The organism is Caballeronia sp. AZ1_KS37 (assembly GCF_023631165.1).
In the GTDB taxonomy this organism is placed as follows: domain Bacteria; phylum Pseudomonadota; class Gammaproteobacteria; order Burkholderiales; family Burkholderiaceae; genus Caballeronia; species Caballeronia zhejiangensis.
In genome coordinates this window covers 34,530-52,339 of the sequence record NZ_JALQDP010000005.1, presented here as the reverse complement: position 1 = coordinate 52,339, position 17,810 = coordinate 34,530, and the positions used below count along the sequence as shown (strand labels likewise).

At 63.1% G+C, this 17,810-nt stretch carries 20 protein-coding genes; 13 read left to right on the top strand and 7 right to left on the bottom strand.

All coding sequences use genetic code 11. The annotated features are described in order from the left end of the window. Positions 1–54 precede the first annotated feature (54 nt). Positions 55–2,037, bottom strand: a complete 1,983-nt coding sequence (acs, locus tag NCS00_RS05535; protein ID WP_008350420.1) for an acetate--CoA ligase — start codon at positions 2,035–2,037, stop codon at positions 55–57. A 333-nt stretch (positions 2,038–2,370) separates the two neighbouring features. Here acs and NCS00_RS05530 point away from each other — a divergent pair, with 333 nt between their 5' ends. From NCS00_RS05530 to NCS00_RS05490, 9 genes are all read left to right on the top strand, one after another. Continuing rightward, the gene (locus NCS00_RS05530) at positions 2,371–3,270 is read left to right on the top strand and encodes a DMT family transporter (protein WP_033537208.1); all 900 of its coding nucleotides are present in this window, start codon (positions 2,371–2,373) and stop codon (positions 3,268–3,270) included. Between the two features lie 203 nt (positions 3,271–3,473). Then, the gene (locus NCS00_RS05525; RefSeq protein ID WP_033537207.1) at positions 3,474–4,064 is read left to right on the top strand and encodes a TIGR00645 family protein; all 591 of its coding nucleotides are present in this window, start codon (positions 3,474–3,476) and stop codon (positions 4,062–4,064) included. A 54-nt stretch (positions 4,065–4,118) separates the two neighbouring features. Continuing rightward, positions 4,119–5,642 carry a fumarate hydratase gene (locus NCS00_RS05520; RefSeq protein WP_008350426.1) on the top strand — a complete coding sequence of 508 codons (1,524 nt, stop codon included), beginning with the start codon at positions 4,119–4,121 and terminating at the stop codon, positions 5,640–5,642. Positions 5,643–5,847: 205 nt separating this feature from the next. After that, complete coding sequence (bfr, locus tag NCS00_RS05515) at positions 5,848–6,324, top strand: bacterioferritin (RefSeq protein WP_008350427.1); 477 nt, start codon at positions 5,848–5,850, stop codon at positions 6,322–6,324. A gap of 4 nt (positions 6,325–6,328) precedes the next feature. Next, positions 6,329–7,210 (top strand): glutamate racemase, encoded by an 882-nt coding sequence (gene murI / locus NCS00_RS05510; RefSeq protein ID WP_250439550.1) that lies wholly within the window; start codon positions 6,329–6,331, stop codon positions 7,208–7,210. A 175-nt stretch (positions 7,211–7,385) separates the two neighbouring features. Next, positions 7,386–7,622 (top strand): (2Fe-2S)-binding protein, encoded by a 237-nt coding sequence (locus tag NCS00_RS05505; RefSeq protein WP_008350432.1) that lies wholly within the window; start codon positions 7,386–7,388, stop codon positions 7,620–7,622. A gap of 320 nt (positions 7,623–7,942) precedes the next feature. Next, a complete protein-coding gene (locus NCS00_RS05500; protein ID WP_034472124.1) occupies positions 7,943–8,674 on the top strand; it encodes an energy transducer TonB in 732 nt (243 codons plus the stop codon). Positions 8,675–8,706: 32 nt separating this feature from the next. Further along, a complete protein-coding gene (locus NCS00_RS05495; protein ID WP_008350435.1) occupies positions 8,707–9,453 on the top strand; it encodes a MotA/TolQ/ExbB proton channel family protein in 747 nt (248 codons plus the stop codon). An 18-nt stretch (positions 9,454–9,471) separates the two neighbouring features. Next, positions 9,472–9,894: an ExbD/TolR family protein gene (locus tag NCS00_RS05490; protein WP_008350436.1), complete on the top strand. Its 423-nt coding sequence runs from the start codon at positions 9,472–9,474 to the stop codon at positions 9,892–9,894. Between the two features lie 338 nt (positions 9,895–10,232). Here NCS00_RS05490 and NCS00_RS05485 read toward each other — a convergent pair whose 3' ends face one another. Continuing rightward, positions 10,233–11,195, bottom strand: a complete 963-nt coding sequence (locus NCS00_RS05485; protein ID WP_008350437.1) for a LysR family transcriptional regulator — start codon at positions 11,193–11,195, stop codon at positions 10,233–10,235. A 172-nt stretch (positions 11,196–11,367) separates the two neighbouring features. Here NCS00_RS05485 and NCS00_RS05480 point away from each other — a divergent pair, with 172 nt between their 5' ends. The 4 genes from NCS00_RS05480 (at position 11,368) to hemP (ending at position 13,693) form a co-directional block, all read left to right on the top strand. Further along, positions 11,368–12,240: a pirin family protein gene (locus NCS00_RS05480; RefSeq protein ID WP_008350438.1), complete on the top strand. Its 873-nt coding sequence runs from the start codon at positions 11,368–11,370 to the stop codon at positions 12,238–12,240. A gap of 128 nt (positions 12,241–12,368) precedes the next feature. Next, positions 12,369–12,767, top strand: a complete 399-nt coding sequence (locus NCS00_RS05475) for an OsmC family protein (protein WP_034472128.1) — start codon at positions 12,369–12,371, stop codon at positions 12,765–12,767. Between the two features lie 40 nt (positions 12,768–12,807). Next, the gene (locus tag NCS00_RS05470) at positions 12,808–13,296 is read left to right on the top strand and encodes an SRPBCC family protein (protein WP_008350440.1); all 489 of its coding nucleotides are present in this window, start codon (positions 12,808–12,810) and stop codon (positions 13,294–13,296) included. A gap of 148 nt (positions 13,297–13,444) precedes the next feature. Beyond that, positions 13,445–13,693 carry a hemin uptake protein HemP gene (gene hemP / locus NCS00_RS05465; RefSeq protein ID WP_008350441.1) on the top strand — a complete coding sequence of 83 codons (249 nt, stop codon included), beginning with the start codon at positions 13,445–13,447 and terminating at the stop codon, positions 13,691–13,693. A 260-nt stretch (positions 13,694–13,953) separates the two neighbouring features. Here the strand turns inward: hemP and NCS00_RS05460 are convergent, their stop codons facing one another. The 5 genes from NCS00_RS05460 to NCS00_RS05440 form a co-directional block, all read right to left on the bottom strand. Then, on the bottom strand, positions 13,954–14,367 hold the full coding sequence (locus tag NCS00_RS05460; protein WP_008350442.1) for a GlcG/HbpS family heme-binding protein: 414 nt from the start codon (positions 14,365–14,367) through the stop codon (positions 13,954–13,956). 38 nt (positions 14,368–14,405) lie between these two features. Further along, positions 14,406–15,809: a 4Fe-4S binding protein gene (locus NCS00_RS05455; RefSeq protein WP_174447730.1), complete on the bottom strand. Its 1,404-nt coding sequence runs from the start codon at positions 15,807–15,809 to the stop codon at positions 14,406–14,408. Continuing rightward, the gene (locus NCS00_RS05450; RefSeq protein WP_008350446.1) at positions 15,806–16,657 is read right to left on the bottom strand and encodes an FTR1 family iron permease; all 852 of its coding nucleotides are present in this window, start codon (positions 16,655–16,657) and stop codon (positions 15,806–15,808) included. The genes NCS00_RS05455 and NCS00_RS05450 overlap by 4 nt, the downstream gene beginning before the upstream one ends. A 66-nt stretch (positions 16,658–16,723) precedes the next feature. Beyond that, positions 16,724–17,032, bottom strand: coding sequence for a cupredoxin domain-containing protein (locus tag NCS00_RS05445; protein WP_502801573.1), 309 nt, complete (start codon positions 17,030–17,032; stop codon positions 16,724–16,726). An 88-nt stretch (positions 17,033–17,120) separates the two neighbouring features. Continuing rightward, positions 17,121–17,666, bottom strand: coding sequence for an iron transporter (locus NCS00_RS05440; protein ID WP_008350449.1), 546 nt, complete (start codon positions 17,664–17,666; stop codon positions 17,121–17,123). Between the last annotated feature and the right edge of the window lie 144 nt (positions 17,667–17,810).

Below are 17,810 nucleotides of genomic sequence, written 5' to 3'. Positions count from 1 at the left end.
TGTCATCGGCAATAAGGATCGACCGCTGCCGCGCGAGGCAGCGGTCGCGGACGATCAGCGCGCTTCGCCGAGCTGATCCAGAATCGCGGGATTTTCCAGCGTGGAGACGTCCTGCGTGATCTCCTCGCCCTTCGCGAGCGAGCGCAAGAGCCGCCGCATGATCTTGCCGGAGCGCGTCTTCGGCAGGTTCTCGCCGAAACGGATGTCCTTCGGCTTCGCGATCGGACCGATTTCCTTGCCGACCCAGTTGCGTAGTTCGGTGGCGATCTGCTTCGCTTCGTCGCCTTCCGGGCGCGCGCGCTTCAGCACGACGAACGCGACCACGGCTTCACCCGTCGTATCGTCCGGACGGCCGACGACCGCGGCTTCCGCGACGATCGGATTCGCGACCAGCGCCGACTCGATTTCCATCGTGCCGAGGCGGTGGCCGGAGACGTTCAGCACGTCGTCGATGCGGCCCATGATCGTGAAGTAGCCGGTTTCCTTGTCGCGCACCGCGCCGTCGCCGGCGAGATACAGCTTGCCGCCGAGTTCTTCCGGGAAATAGCTCGTCTGATAGCGCTTGGGGTCGCCCCAGACGTTGCGCAGCATCGACGGCCACGGGCGCTTCACGACCAGAATGCCGCCTTGCCCGTTCGGCACGTCCTGGCCGGTTTCATCGACGATCGCGGCCATGATGCCCGGCAGCGGCAGCGTGCAGGAACCCGGCACGAGCGGCGTCGCGCCCGGCAGCGGCGTGATCATGTGGCCGCCGGTTTCGGTCTGCCACCACGTATCGACGATCGGACATTGCCCACGGCCGACGTTCTCGTGATACCACATCCACGCTTCCGGATTGATCGGTTCGCCGACCGTGCCGAGGATGCGCAGCGTCGACAGATCGAAACTCTTCGGATGAACCTTCGCGTCCGCTTCCGATGCCTTGATGAGCGAGCGGATCGCCGTGGGCGCCGTGTAGAAGATCGTGACCTTGTGGCGCGCGATCATCTCCCAGAAGCGGCCCGCGTGCGGATACGTCGGCACGCCTTCGAACATGACCTGCGTCGCGCCGATGGCGAGCGGCCCGTACGCGATATAGCTATGCCCCGTGATCCAGCCGATATCCGCCGTGCACCAGAAGATGTCGCCCGGCTTCATGTCGAAGGTCCACTTCATGGTCTGCGCGGCCCACAGCAGCGTGCCGGCCGTGCTGTGCTGCACGCCCTTCGGCTTGCCCGTCGAGCCGGACGTGTAAAGGATGAAAAGCGGATGCTCCGCGCTCACCCATTCCGGCTCGCACTTCGCCGATTCGTTCTCGACGATTTCATGCAGCCACGCGTCGCGGCCTTCGGTCCATGCGACCTTGCCGCCCGTGCGCCGATACACGATGACGTCCTTCACCTTCTCGCAGCCGCCCGCGGCGAGCGCTTCATCGGCGATGCTTTTCAGCGGCAGCGCCTTGCCGCCGCGCATCTGTTCGTCGGCGGTGATGAGCGCGACCGCGCCGACATCGACGAGACGTTCGTTGAGCGACTTCGACGAGAAGCCGCCGAACACGACCGAATGCGTCGCGCCGATACGCACGCACGCCTGCATCGCGACGACGCCTTCCACCGACATCGGCAGATAGATCACGACGCGGTCGCCCTTTTTCACGCCGCGCTTCTTGAGCGCATTGGCGAGACGCGAGACGCGGTCCAGCAGATCCTGATAGGTGACGTTGGTGACGGTGCCGTCGTCGGCTTCGAAGATGATCGCGTTGTCGTTGCCGCGGCCCGCTTCCACATGACGGTCGAGACAGTTGTACGACGCGTTGAGCTCGCCGTCCTCGAACCACTTGTAGAAAGGCGCCTTCGATTCGTCCAGCACCTGCGTGAAGGGCTTGTGCCACGTGAGCGTCTCGCGCGCAATGCGCGCCCAGAAGCCTTCGTAGTCACGTTCCGCTTCCGCTACAAGCGCCTTGTAGGCGTCCATGCCGGAGATTGCCGCACCCGCGCTTGCCTTGGCTGACGGCGGGAACACACGTTTTTCCTGAAGAACCGATTCGATCGCAGACATCGACAACCTCTCCTGATGGTGTTTCCGAAATCCGGCGGCGCGCGCATCGCTGAATGGGTTGCGCGCGCCGCATGTTTATGAGGTTCGAAAGCGGAGAACGCGCGGCGTTCCCGGCTTCGACCTTGTCTCCTTTCTACCGTACCGGAGCGGCACGGAACAATGTCACGGCACATTCGCATGCCGGCGACATCCTGCATTGAATTCAAGATAAGCCGCTCAACTTACCCGCTTCTTACGTGGCCGGGCCAACAGGCACGGGGTATACACGGAGTCCGCGCGGCTTCTACAATGCGTCCCCACAATCGTAACTGAACTCCCAGCGCGGTATCCAGCTTGAATCGCTACGCCCTTCTTTTGATTGCAGCGATGCTGCTCGTCGGAAGCAACGTCGGCATCGGCAAATCGATCGTCGCATTCGTTCCCGTTCCGCTCTTCGCGCTGCTGCGCTTCGTGATCGCGCTCGCGGTGCTCTGGCCGCTCTTGCGCTGGTCGAAGATGAAGCGCGTCGCGCGCGGTGAATGGCTCAACCTTTTCCTGCAGGCATTCTTCGGCACGTTCGGCTTCACCTTGCTGATGTTGAACGGCGTCGCGCGCACGAGCGCCGTCGCGGCGGGCGTCATCACGAGCACCATTCCGGCCGTGGTCGCGCTCTTCGCGTGGATCTTGCTCAAGGAGAAGCCGGGTCCGCGCGCGCTCGCGTCGATCGGACTGGCGATCGCGGGCGTGCTCGTCATCAACGTCGCGCAGGCCGGGGATGCGGGCGCGAGCTCCCTGCCCGGCAATCTGATGGTGCTCGGCGCCGTGTGCTGCGAATCGCTCTATGTGATCCTCTCGCGCCGTCTCACGCAGACGCTGCCCGCCATCGACATCTGCGCGTACACGCACGCGATCGGCCTGTTGCTCATGCTCCCGCTCGGCGCAACATCGCTCGCGCACTTCGACTGGACGAGCGTCGCCTGGAACACGTGGGCGCTCGTCCTGTGGTACGGGCTTTCGGCGAGCATCTTCTCGTTCTGGCTGTGGATGAAGGGCATCCGTCACGTCGACGGCAGTCTCGCCGGCGTCTTCTGCGCCGTGCTGCCGGTCGCGGCGGCGCTCTACGGCATCGCCTTTCTCGACGAACGTCCGACGCTCGCGCACGGCATCGCGCTCGCGTGCGTCGTGACGGGCATCGCGCTCGCAAGCTTGAAGGCGCGCGCCCGGGCTTCCGTTTCGGGCGAAACCGGCGCCTAAAACGGGTTCAGCGGATTCTGAAAGCATTTGGGAAGTCCGCGCGACGACACGCTACAATAGCGGGCTTCCCGACACCGCGAATGCGCCAACACCCGCCGCTCGCCGGCGGATTGCAAACGCTCCGCACGCACTTTGCACGTTCCGGTTCGTCATATTCGCCAGTCATCATTCCGGTTCGACCCGCCCCGACTGAAAAGCCGCCCATGTCCGCTCCCAAGCATTCTCCCGCCTCGCCCAAGCAGCCCGGCTCGATGAAACTGCTGCCGAAAGTCATCTTCATGAGCCGCTGGCTCCAGGTGCCGCTCTATCTGGGCCTGATCGTCGCGCAAGCCGTGTACGTCGTCCTGTTTCTGAAGGAAGTCTGGCATCTCGTCACGCACGCGATGACGCTCGACGAAACCAATATCATGCTCGTCGTACTCGGCCTGATCGACGTGGTGATGATCTCGAATCTGCTCATCATGGTGATCGTCGGCGGATACGAGACGTTCGTGTCGAAGCTCGGCGTGGAAGGCCATCCCGACGAGCCCGAGTGGCTCGATCACGTCAACGCGGGCGTGCTGAAGGTGAAGCTGTCGATGGCGCTCATCAGCATCTCGTCGATCCATCTGCTGAAAACCTTCATCAACCCCGACCAGCACACGTTTCACACCGTGTTGTGGCAGGTGATCATCCACGTCGCGTTCCTCGTTTCCGCGCTCATCATGGCGTATGTCGACCGGCTGACCACGCATACGCATCCGCGCCATTTCCACGACGAGTCCTTTGCGCCGCCGAAAAACGCAGTCGAGTGAAGCGTCCTTCAGAACGCCCGCAGGAAAAAATTCAGTCCCCCAGAGCCCAAAGCCATGACAGTCATCAAGCAGGAAGACCTGATTCAGAGCATCGCTGATTCGCTGCAGTACATCAGCTACTACCATCCGCTCGACTATATCCAGGCGCTCGGCCGCGCCTACGAGCTGGAAGAAAGCCCGGCCGCGAAGGACGCGATCGCGCAGATCCTGACCAACAGCCGCATGTGCGCGGAAGGCAAGCGTCCGATCTGCCAGGACACGGGCATCGTCACGGTGTTCGTGAAGGTCGGCATGGACGTGCGCTGGGACGGCGCGACGATGTCGGTCACCGACATGATCAACGAAGGCGTGCGCCGCGGTTATCTGAACCCGGACAACGTATTGCGCGCATCGATCGTGAGCCCGCCCGAAGGCGGCCGCAAGAACACGAAGGACAACACGCCGGCCGTGATCCACTACGAGATCGTGCCGGGCGACAAGGTCGACGTTCAGGTCGCGGCCAAGGGCGGCGGCTCGGAAAACAAGTCGAAGTTCGCGATGCTGAATCCGTCCGATTCGATCGTCGACTGGATTCTCAAGACCGTCCCGACGATGGGCGCGGGCTGGTGTCCGCCGGGCATGCTCGGCATCGGCATCGGGGGCACGGCCGAAAAGGCGATGGTCATGGCGAAGGAATCGCTGATGGACCCGATCGACATTCAGGATGTCATCGCGCGCGGCCCGCAGGACTGGATCGAAGAACTGCGCGTGGAACTGCACGAGAAGGTGAACGCGCTCGGCATCGGCGCGCAAGGTCTCGGCGGTCTTTCGACCGTGCTCGACGTGAAAATCATGGCCGCGCCGACGCACGCGGCATCGAAGCCGGTCGCGATCATCCCGAATTGCGCGGCGACGCGCCACGCGCACTTCACGCTCGACGGCTCGGGCGCGGCGAAGCTCGAAGCCCCGCCGCTCGACGCATGGCCGAAGGTCACATGGCAGCCGAACACGGAGACGAGCAAGCGCGTCGATCTGAACACGTTGACGCCGGAAGAAGTCGCATCGTGGAAGCCGGGCCAGACGCTGCTCTTGTCGGGCAAGATGCTGACGGGCCGCGACGCCGCGCACAAGCGCATTGCCGACATGCTGGCGAAGGGCGAGAAGCTGCCGGTCGATTTCACCAATCGCGTGATCTATTACGTCGGCCCGGTCGATCCGGTTCGCGACGAAGCGGTCGGTCCGGCTGGCCCGACCACGGCCACGCGCATGGACAAGTTCACCGAGATGATGCTCGCGCAAACCGGCCTCATCTCGATGATCGGCAAGGCCGAGCGCGGCCCGGTCGCGATCGAGGCGATCAAGAACCACAAGGCGGCGTATCTGATGGCGGTCGGCGGCGCGGCGTATCTCGTGTCGAAGGCGATCCGCGAGGCGAAGGTGCTCGCGTTCGAAGACCTCGGCATGGAAGCGATCTACGAGTTCGACGTGCAGGACATGCCCGTGACGGTGGCAGTCGATTCGAGCGGCACGTCGGTTCACAAGACGGGCCCGGCCGAATGGCAGGCGAAAATCGGCAAGATTCCGGTCGCGACGGCTTGATCGCCGCTTAATGGCGGTTTATCACCGTGACTGAACGACGAGAGCCGGGCGATGCGCCCGGCTCTTTTCTTTGAACCGCCGCCAGTCGAGAAGCGTTTTCATTCTCAGTTTCGTCTGAAACAAAAAATTTCTACCTAACCTTGGCATCGGCACACTCAAGGTTTATCTTTCCAACAGCCCCACGTTACGAACAGGAAACAAAATCATGCAAGGCGACGCGAAAGTCATCGAATATCTAAACGCGCAGTTGAAAAACGAACTGACCGCGATCAACCAATACTTCCTGCACGCGCGGATGTACCAGCACTGGGGCCTCGAAAAGCTCAACAAGCACGAATACGACGAATCCATCGGTGAGATGAAGCACGCCGACTGGCTCATTCAGCGCGTGTTCATGCTCGACGGCCTGCCGAACCTGCAAGACCTGCACAAGCTGCTGATCGGCGAAGAGACCAAGGAAATCCTCGAATGTGACCTGAAGCTCGAGCAGATTTCCCAGTCGACCTGCAAGGAAGCCATCGCGTATTGCGAGTCGGTGCGTGATTTCGTCTCGCGCGAAATCTTCGAAAAGATCCTGCACGACACCGAAGAGCACATCGACTGGCTGGAAACGCAGCTGGATCTGATCGACAAGGTCGGCATCCAGAATTACCAGCAGACCATGATGGGCGATCACGAATAATCGGATGTCCCGCGTAGCGCCCTCCCCGATGCCGAACGAGCGTGCCGCGTCTGACGCGAGCGCGCCGGTCGGCATTTTCGATTCCGGCCTCGGCGGATTGTCGGTGCTGCGCGCCGTGCGCGCGATCCTGCCGCACGAGCGTCTGATCTACGTCGCCGATTCACTGCATGCGCCCTACGGCGAACGCGACGACGATTTCATCGTCGACCGCACGATGGCAATCGGCGAGTGGCTCGTCGGTCAGGGCGCGAAGGCGCTCGTCGTCGCGTGCAACACGGCCACCGCGCAGTCGATCGCGCTCGTGCGCGAGCGTCTGCCGATTCCGCTCGTCGGCGTGGAACCGGGCGTGAAGCCGGCGGCGGCGGTCTCGAAGTCGCGCGTGGTCGGGGTGCTGGCGACCGCCGTCACGCTGCGCTCCGCGCGCTTTCAGTCGCTGCTCGACCGCTACGCCGGCGACTGCCGCTTCATTTGTCAGGCGGGACATGGGCTGGTGCAGGCTGTCGAGCGCTGCGACACCTCGTCGCCCACGCTGATGGCGCTGCTCGAAAGCTATATCGCACCGATGCTCGATGCCGGCGCCGACACGCTCGTGCTCGGCTGCACGCACTACCCTTTTCTCGATCGCGCAATCCGCGACATCGCGGGCGAGCGGCTGCAGATCGTCGACACGAGCGTCGCCATCGCGCGGCAGCTCGATCGTCTGCTCGACGCGCACGCGCTCAAAAATCTCGGCGCGCCGTCCGACGATATGCCGCGCTTCTGCTCCACCGCCGACGGCGAATCGCAGCGTCAACTCGCCGCCGCGCTCCTTCAGCTCGATGCCAAAGTCGAGCACGTCGACATCCCCTCGCGCCGAACGCGCCTCGCCGAACCCGACATCGTCTGAGGGTTTCTCACGCGCGTTGGCAGTTCCATCGCGCGCTTTGCCCCGTCAGACAAGGCTCCTAGCAATAAACCCGCTAACTTTCGCCCTCTGTTACAAAAAACACGGTCCTGCGCTTGCAAAGGCGGCAATACCGAATGATAATAATTCGCATTAACGCTAACTATTGCGAACGATCATGATTGTCTGCGTCTGCAAATCAGTGTCCGACCGAAAGATTCGAAGCGCCATCGCCGAAGGGGTGGACTCCTTTGATGAACTGCAGTTCGAACTCGGCGTCGCGCTGTGCTGCGGCAAGTGTGAAGAAAGCGTTCGCGACGTAATGGCACAAAGCGGCGTCTGCGCGTCGCGATGCGGCGTTCAGCAGCGCGAGCACGTTGCGCCGCTGACGTTCTACGAGCGCCAGGCTGCCTGAAGCAATTCGCGCGGCGTCGCCGCGCTCAACCGGCGACGCCGATGCTCCGGATGCGCCGCCCAGTCGTTTTATCGCCTCCAGCAAGCCAGGTTACCTTCGTATTTCCGGTCACTTTCAGCCAGCCGCGCAACCCTTACCCCTGGAGGGAAAGATGGAATTGCTGATTGGTTTCGTGACTACCCTGTTTATCTCCCTGCTGATTTTCCGAAAATGACGTCGTCTGGTTTCTTCCGCACCGTGCCTGTGCGCTCGTTGGACAGCGAACTCGAGGGCAGCGTCATCAGCAAGCATTCACGCAGCATCACAAGCAGCCAATAACGATGCAGTCCCCGACCACTTCTCCCGCCGCATTCCAGACCGCGCCGACAGCAAATGCGAATCCGCGCGTGATCGCGGCGTGCGTCGCCGTCGTCGCCATTCACGCTGCGTTGCTGGGCGTCGCGCTGACGATGAAGAACGAGCCGCCGCCCCGCCCGATCGAAGCCAAATCCATCACCGCGCAACTGATCAGCGAGACACCGCAGCCCGCGCCGCAGCCGGTCGCCGTCGAAACGCCGCCGCCGCCCAAGCCCGTGCCGCAGCCCGTTCCGAAGCCGCAGCCCAAGCCGAAGGTGAAACCGAAAGTCGAGCCGAAGCCGACGCCGATGCCGGTCACGGAAGCGCCTTCGCAGATCGCCGCGCCCGCGCCGGAACCCACGCCGCCCGCTCCGGCTCAGCCTGCGCCGCCGCCGGCCGCGCCCGCGATCGGCAAGCCGAGCATGGATCTCGCCGCGCCGAAGAACGTCGCGCACCTGAGTTGCAACATCGCGCAGCCCGACTATCCGGCGATGTCCAAGCGCCGCGGCGAAACGGGCACGGCCGTCATCCGTCTGACGGTAGGCCTGTCGGGCAAGATCGAAAACGTCACGCTGCAAAAGAGCAGCGGCTCGTCGCGCCTCGATGACGCGGCGCTCGACGCGGTGCGCGGCAGCGCGTGCAGCCCTTACAAGGAAAATGGCGAAGCGATTCGTGCTAGCGCCACGGTGCCATTCGTTTTCAGTCTGAACGACTGATCGTTTATTTAGATACAAGGAAGGAAACAGAAATGGAAAACTACGGGATTGCGCACGTCTGGGCGCAAGGCGACTTCGTGACGCGGGGCATCGCGCTCGCGCTCGTCATCATGTCGGTGCTTTCGTGGACGGTGATCGTCGTGAAGGCGTGGAACGTCGTGCGCCTGAAGCGCCTCACCAAGAACGCCGAACAGGCGTTCTGGCACTCCGACGACTTCAACGACGGCATCAAGAAGCTCGGCAGCCAGTCGTCGAGCCCGGCGGACAACCCGTTTCTCGCGCTCGCGCTCGCCGGCCAGGAAGCCGCCGACCATCATCACCAGACGCAGCCGCATCTGCACGACCGCATGGACGTGTCCGACTGGATCACGCGCTGCCTGAAAGACGTCATGGACGAAGGCGTCGGCCGCATGCAGGCGGGCCTCGCGATCCTCGCGTCGATCGGTTCCACGTCGCCGTTCGTCGGCCTCTTCGGTACGGTCTGGGGCATCTATCACGCGCTCTTGACCATCGGCGCGACGGGACAGACGTCGATCGATCAGGTCGCCGGTCCGGTCGGCGAATCGCTCATCATGACCGCGTTCGGCCTGTTCGTCGCGATTCCCGCCGTGCTCGGCTATAACGCGCTGACCCGCGCGAACAAGGGCATCGTCACGAAGCTGAACCGCTTCGCGCACGGCCTGCACGCGTTCTTCGTCACGGGCTCGAAGCTTTCGTCGACCAAGCGCGCGACGAACGCCGCGTCGGACAACCTGCGTCTCGCGACGCGCGCGTCGTAAGCCGGGGAGGTCCGCATCATGGCCATGAGCCCTTTCGCCGGAGACGAAGACGACGGCATGATGAGCGAGATCAACATGACGCCGCTCGTCGACGTCATGCTGGTTCTGCTGATCATCTTCCTCGTCACGATTCCGGCCATGCATCACGCGGTCAAGATCGACCTGCCGCACGCGAGCAGCCAGCCGCAGGACGAAAAGCCCGCGCACGTGAACATCGCGATCAAGGCTGACGGCACCACGCTCTGGGACGATCAGCCGATCGACGAAGCGGCGCTCAACGCGCGCATCGCGCAGGCGGCGCAGCAGAACCCGCAGCCGGAGATTCATCTGCGCGCCGATCGTCAGGTGGCGTACGAAAAGGTCGCCGATCTGATGTCGGCGGCGCAGGCAGGCGGATTGACGAAGATCGGTTTCGTCACCGAGCCGAAGAGCGGCAAGTAACAGCTCGACGCGCCCTCTTCCGGGCGCACAAAGTAAAAGGCCTTCATCGTCGGATGAAGGCCTTTTTTCGTGCGCGCTCGGCGCATTCGGGTGAGGCGGTCACTTTGGGTTCGAATAGCCAGAACCGGAAGTTCCGTCGCATGCAGCAGCCGTGGTCGACACGGACAGTGCAATCAACCCTATCAGGCTAACTATCAGAGCAGCCGTCAGTTTTCGCATAAGGAGCTCCTTAGCGAAGGAGGCTTCAATATACCGCCACAAATTGTGACGATCAATTGAATCTGTCCATCGCAAGCGCGCGCTTCAATGCCATAAACCAATGACAAACGCCGATGCGGTCAAACTGTTTCCCGTTCCGGCTGTTCGTGAACAGGACATTCTCCCGGAAAGCGCTGGCCGCTACCGATCGACTCGACGAGAAAATCGACGAATGCGCGGACGGCCGGGACCATGCCCTGACGCGACAAAAACACCGCGTAGAGTTGCGGCGACGGAAACGTCCAGCCGGGCATCACCGGCGATAGCTGCCCGGAGCGCAGCGGCGCGCCGTACATCATCTCGGGCAGCGCCGCGATGCCGACGCCGCGCATGACGGCCTCGCGGATCATCGACAGATCGGCCGTGACGAGGCGCGGCTCGTGCTCGAACTCATGGCGCGTGCCGTCCGGCGCGATCAGGCGGTAGACGTGGCGGCCGTCCGCCGACGGCGTGTCGATCGTGTCGTACTGGGCGAGTTCGGCGGGTGTCATCGGCGGCGCATTCGACTTCAGCAGCGATGGCGCCGCGACCAGCATCTGCTCCGTGCGCCACAGCGGGCGCGCGACGACGTTCGAGCTCGCGGGCGGCTCCGAGCGCACGCGCAGCGCGACATCGACGGCATCTTCGAACAGATCGACGACACGGTTCGTCACGCGCATGACGACGCGCACTTCCGGATAGCGGTGCATGAAATCCGGCATCACGGCGGACAGGAACGTCTGCGCGATCGTGACCGGAACGCTCACGCGCACCGTGCCGCGCGGCGAATCGCGCAGGCTTTGCACGACGTTGACGGCCGCCTGTGCCTCGGCGAGCATCGCCTGACAATGCTGATAGAAAAGCTGCCCGGCCTCGGTCAGCGCGAGCTTGCGCGTCGAGCGCTGCAACAGACGCACGCCGAGCGACGCTTCCAGCTCCGACACGCGCCGCGACAGCCGCGACTTCGAGATGCCGAGCACGCGCTCGGCGGCGGAAAACCCGCCGTGCTCGACGACGTGCGAGAAGTACATCAGATCGTTCAGGTCATGCGAGTCGGCTTTCATGAGTCGCCCGGTGGGACTGGAAGAGATGAACATCGACGCGGTTCGTTATCCCCAGCGGGACAATCCATTGCGCCGCGACGGCTTTTACCGCGAAATGCGGCCCATATAATAGCTCTGTGTTTCAAATTTATCGCTATTCCCCTCTTTTCCGTATTCCCGACGCGAGGCAATAATGTCCACCAGCCGCAGCATCGAACGCATCATTCCGGCGACCCGCACTGTCGAAGGCGGCGGATTCGTCGTGCATCGCCCTTTCCCGACCCGTCTTCTGATGGATTTCGATCCGTTCCTCCTTCTCGACGAGATGGGCCCAGCCGACTACGCACCCGGCGAGGCTAAAGGCGCGCCGGACCATCCGCATCGCGGCTTTGAAACCGTCACGTACATGCTCGAAGGCGAGTTCGGTCACAAGGATTCGGCCGGGCATTCCGGCACGCTGCGTCCCGGCGACGTGCAATGGATGACCGCGGGCGCGGGCGTCGTGCATAGCGAGATGCCCGCCGAGGAATTCACGCAACGCGGCGGCCGCGTGCACGGCCTGCAGCTTTGGGTCAACCTGCCGCAGCGCGACAAGATGATCGCGCCGCACTATCAGGAGATTCCGTCCGTGCAGATTCCCGTCGCGACGAGCGAGGACGGCAAGGTCAGCGTGAAGGTCATCGCGGGCGAGGCGCTCGGCGTGAAGGCCGCGATCGAGACGCGCACGCCGATTCTGTATCAGCACTTTTCGCTCAAGCCAGGCGCGAAGATCGAACTCGCCGTGCCGCGCGATTACCGTGTGTTCGCCTATCCGCTGTCGGGCACCGCGCTGTACGGTCCGCAAAGCCAGCCGGTGCGCGCGCAGCAGATGGTGATTTTCCGCGACGACAGCGATACGATCGCGCTCGCCGCCGGCGATGAGCCCGTCGAGCTGCTGCTGATCGGCGGCGTGCCGCTGAAGGAGCCGGTCGTGCGCTACGGCCCGTTCGTGATGAACACCGAGGACGAGATCCGCCAGGCCGTGATCGACTATCAGGCGGGCCGGATGGGCGCCATCGCGCATTGATCTAATCACAGCGAAAACCGCGAAACGGTGCGGCACGAACGGACACATTGCGTCACAATGACCGTTCTTGCCGCGCCGTTTCGGCTTTGTCGTCAATCTTGCAGTCTCAACTTCAACCAGGAGCACGCATGGCCGGACCTTCCGTGACCGCCAGCATCGGCAACATCGACTATCAGGTCCGTCTCGGCGACGGGACGCATTCGTGGGTCGCGGACGAGCCGGCGGGCATCGGCGGCGGCGATACCGGACCGGAACCCGCGTCGCTGCTGCTCGCGAGCCTCGGCGCATGCACGTCGATCACGTTGAAGATGTACGCGAAGCGCAAGGAGTGGCCGCTCGAAGGCGTACACGTCGAGTTGTCGATGACAAGCACCGCCGACGGCACGAACATCGACCGGCGCATCGCGCTCACGGGCGCGCTGTCCGATGAGCAGCGGGAACGGCTCTTGCAAATTGCCAATGCGTGCCCGATGCACAAGGTCCTGTCCGGCGCGATTCGCATCGAATCCGGACTCGCGCCGCAGTGACGCATCGCGGGCACCACGAACGTCCAAGGGAAACGTCGTCTTGAATTTCGAACACCTGATCCAGATCAACGATCCGCTCAATCCGCTTCTCGAATCGCTGACGCGCGAGCAGCTCTGGGAAGGCCTCGTCCTGCGCGCCGAGCAGCCGCAACTATTCGTGATCGGCCTGGATAGCTGCGACATCCTCGCGCGCGATGGCGACACGATGGAACGCGAACTCCACTACGGCCAGGCGACCGTGCGCGACCGCGTGACGCTCACGCCCGGCACCAGCGTGCGCTACGACATTCTGCCGACCGCCGATTACGTCGGCGGCTCGCTCACGATGGCGATCGAGCAGCCCGATGCGGTCCAGCTCTTCCTGCGCTTCACTTACGCCACGACGCTGCCCGAGAACGAAAACGCCACGCCCGATGAGCGTCAGACGCAGGAAATCGTGAAGTCGGCGTACCGCGAGTCGGACATCGATACCGTGCGGCTCATTCGCCAGTTCGCGCACGGCCGCAGGGACGAGAGTCCGCTGCATTGAGCCTCTGACGGATGCGGTGGCGAATGTTTCGCGGCCGCATCGAGACTGGCTATCGAAAGAGGCGCTTCAATCGGAAAGTCTAGTTGCAAATAGGAATAGTTATCATTTACTATAGACCCATCGAATCAACGAACGCACATTTTCCGACATGACCGATACGCCGCGATCCTCCACGCTCAGGCTGCGCCGCCCGGCTGTCCGCGACGCCGCGATCACCCGCCCGAAGGCGACGACCGTGACCACGGTTCATGTCGCGCACGCGGGGGACAGTACCGGCGAGCGATCGCTGAAAAGCGACGCGCTGCTGCAGGGACGCAGTCACGTGAGCATCGTGCATAACGGAGAGACGTACCAGTTGCGTGCGACGCGTTTGGGCAAACTGATCCTGACGAAATGACGCGCAGGCAAGAACAGCCGTAGTACCGGGTATTGTGGGGACCACCTCGCCAAGAGGTGTTTGGCCTTAGCCAGCGAGGACGACTTGCACGCGAGAAATTAGACCCCTTCGTGCAAACACCAGCCAGTCGTCGATAGCAAGCGAAGCCGCTTTTTTTTGGTTCCTGCTTGGGTCACGATGCATGCCGACGAGCGCTGCATCCGAAAACAGAATGGCACGTCTTCGTTACGAGGACGTGCCATTTTTATTGCGCGAATGCTTCAGACGTTCTCGATGCCGAGCGCCGCGATGCCCGCCTTCGCGATCTGCGCATCCTGATCCGATTTCACGCCCGACACGCCGACGGCACCGACGATGTCCGTGCCCACGAAGATCGGCACGCCGCCTTCGAGCATTGCGGTCATCGGCGCGGAGAGGAACGCCGTGCGGCCCTGCTTGATGGTGTCTTCGTAGACCTTGGTTTCGCGACGGCCGAGCACGGCGGTGCGCGCCTTGCCCGTCGCCATTTCGGCGGTGCTCGCGCCTGCGCCGTCGAGACGATGCAGATGCAGCAGATGTCCGCCATCGTCGACGATCGCAATCGTCACGTTCCAGTTGTGTTCTCTCGCATGTGTCTCGGCGGCCGCGGCCATCGCCTTGACGTCTTCGTCGGTCAGTACGGGTTTGGTTCTCACTTCTCGCTCTCGTTGCCGCGCTTGACGGCGTGGACGGTTTATCGGCTGAAGCCCCAGAACATCAGGTACCACGCGCTGTCCGCAACGGCCAGCGCAGCGACAAACCATACCATCGCAAGAAGGCGCGGAACAAGTGACGATGCATGGCGCCCCGTCACGCGCCACGCAAGCCACGCGCTCCAGAGATTCGCGGCCGCGAGCAAGCCGAGCCGCAGACCCGGCACCCACCACAACGGCAGATGCTCGGCGCGCAGCAGCGATACCGTCGTCGCAGACAGGCCCAGGAACACGCCGACGCCCGCAATCGGGATCAGGGCGAGCGTCAGGTGATGCAGGCGCGTCGCGTTCATCTTGCCGAGCATGCGCGTGCCGATGGCGAGCAGGCCGAGCAGCGCCGTGCCGTACACGAGCCCAGTCGCGACGATATAGCCGATGACCATGGTGCCGTCGAGCCACGAGAAGACGTCGTTCTGTTCCGGGTAATGCGTGAACAGGAACCACGGCGCGTTGGTGTCGAGCGGCCAGAGGATGTCGTGATCGATCAGCCAGGCGGCGAGAAATTGCTTCAGATCGACGAACCAGGTGCTCACGGTCCAGTGGAACGCGCCGATCGCGATGCCGAGCAGGCCGTACAGAATGAGCGCGGTGTCCCACGGATTCGCGGCCTTGTCGCCGAGCTTCACGACTTCCTCGGACGGCGAGCGCCACGTGAGCGCGATGGCGTCGCGATGGCCGCTGCATCGGCCACACATGTGGCAGTCCTGTGCGCCCTTCATGTTGCGCAGCGGGACGAGCGGCGCGCAGTTGATCGGAATCACGCGATGGCCGTGCTCGCCCTTCGTGTACGAACGGCGCCACGCTTCTTCGTCGACCTTGTAGTGAAACGGCGCGAGGCGCGCGAGCAGCGAGAACACGCCGTTGACCGGGCACAGATACTTGCACCACACGCGCTTCTCGCGGCCATACAGCACGCCGATGATCATCGCGCCGACGGTCGAGCCGCCGAGCACGAGCAGCACCGCCTTCGGATACTGATAGACGCTGACCATCTGCCCGTAGATCGTCGTGAGCCCGAATGCGACGAACGGCCAGCCGCCCCAGCGCATCCAGCGCGGAATCGCCCAGCCGCGGCCGAACTTGCTCGCGAACTCCGACAGCGCGCCTTCGGGACACAACACGCCGCACCAGACGCGCCCGAGCATGACCATCGACAGCAGCACGAATGGCCACCAGATGCCCCAGAACACGAACTGCGCGGCGAGCGTGAGATTGCTCCACAGATGCGCGGCGCCGTCCGGCAGCGGCATCACGGCGGGAACGATGATCAGAAATGCATACACGGCAACGACGACCCACTGAATCATGCGGATCGTGCTGCCGTGACGTTGCATCCAGTGGCCGGCTTGTTGAAGCCGGCCCGGTCTACGCATTACGGAACTCATGCTGGACGGCTTGCCGCCTTTTGTTTTTGCGCCATCTGGGTGTTCGAACGGCGCAGCAGAAGATAGATGACGACCCAGTACACCGCATACGCGACGAGATTCATGCCCGCGGGATGCGCGCGATAACCGGTGAGCGTAGCAACGAGCGATCCGAACGTACTCGAATCATCGAGCAGCCACGACGTGTTCCACACCTGATTGACGATGACCGGCAGCACTTCCATGTCGATCAGCTTGTCGACACCCGTTTCGAAGAGGCCGGCCGCCAGGAACAGCAGCATGATTTCGGTGACGCGAAAGAACGAGCGCCACGAGAAGATCTTGCCGCCGAGTTGCAGGATATAGAACGTCAGCAGCGCGAGACCGAAGCCGAGAATGATCGCGATGTACTGCGACGCGTCGACGTGCCCCGACTGACCGAAGCCGACGCCGTAGAGAAACACGGCCGTCTCGCTGCCTTCGCGCGCGATCGCCAGCGCGACGAGCACCGCGATGCCCCACCAGTGTCCGTCCTGCGTGCTCTTTTGCAGCGACGTTTCCATGTCGCGCTTGAGCGTGCGTCCGTGGCGCTTCATCCACAGGACCATCTGCACGATCAGCACGCAGGCGATCAGCACCATCGCGGTCTGGAAGTAATCCTGTGCATCGCCCGACAGCACTTCCGTGAAGCCGATGAGCGCGGCGCCCAGCGCCACCGCCGCGAGCAGGCCGATGACGACGCCGGCCCACAGATAAGGCAGGCCCCGGCGCGCCTGGTGATCGCCGTTCTTCAGCCACGCGTAGAGAATGCCGACGACGAGCAACGCCTCGACGCTCTCTCGCCACACGATGAAAAGTACCTGCCCCATACCCGACCTCCAGCAATTCCACTTCAAGCGGCCGCGCGCGGTGCGAACATCGCGCGGCACATTCCGTTACTTCGCGACGATCACGCCTTGCGCGGACTGATGAAAATCGTCGAAGAACTTGTATTCCCCCGGATCCAGCGGTGCGATCACCACGAACGAATTCGCCCCCGGCGCGAGCACTTTTTCCTTGCGCAACTGCACGCTTTCGAACTCGGCGGCGCCCTTGCCGACGTTATGCACTTCGATCTTGATGCGCTGCCCCGCCGGCACTTCGATGCGCGCCGGATTGAGCTTGCCGTCGTTCATTTCGAGCTTGAACGTCGGCAGGTCGGCGGCGTGCGCCATGTTCATCCCGGCAAAGGCAAACGCGGACATCGCGAGCGCGGCCACCTGATTTTTCAGCTTCATGCGTACTTCCTGAGAGTGAATGCGCCCGGTCCGGGATGCCGGGCGCCACGGACGATCAGTAACCGCCCTTCTTTCCGATGCCCGCGAACGGGAAGTCGTACTCGATCGTGAACGGCTTGAACCACGGACCGACGCCCGTTTCCTTGTCGGTGTGACGGCCGAACGCCATGTGGCCTTCCTGCGACGGCGGCGAAATATGCAGCTTCAGGTGATACTTGCCCGGCCCGAAGAGCTTGACGTTGTCGCCGTAGTGCGGGCCGTCGCTCGCGACCATCGGCATCAGGTCGCCCTTGATGGTCTGCGTCGTGCCGACCTTCGTGAGTTCATACGTGACTTGCAGATACGGCATCCAGTCGCCTTCGGCGAATCCGGTCGGGTTGTTCTTGACCGCGTGGATATCCGCCTCCAGGTGGATATCCGAATCCGACGCCTTGCGCATCATGCCTTCCGGCGACATCGTGATCGGCTGCAGATACACGGCGCCCGTTTCCATGCCCGCCTCGATGTGCTGCTTGCCGATCGGATATTCGGCTGCCGACGCTGCCATCATCGCCGTGAGACCTGCGGCGGCGACAAGGCCGCGCATCAACGTTGAACCCATCAGAAAACTCCTTGTTGTTATCGATTGGCACGCGTGCCACGCGAGCCTTGCTACTGAGATACCGGAGCGCCGCTCGGTCGGCTGCGTTAGCACAACTCTGTGAACGTTAATACGAACCATTCTCAATGTTCGTCAGTTTAGCAT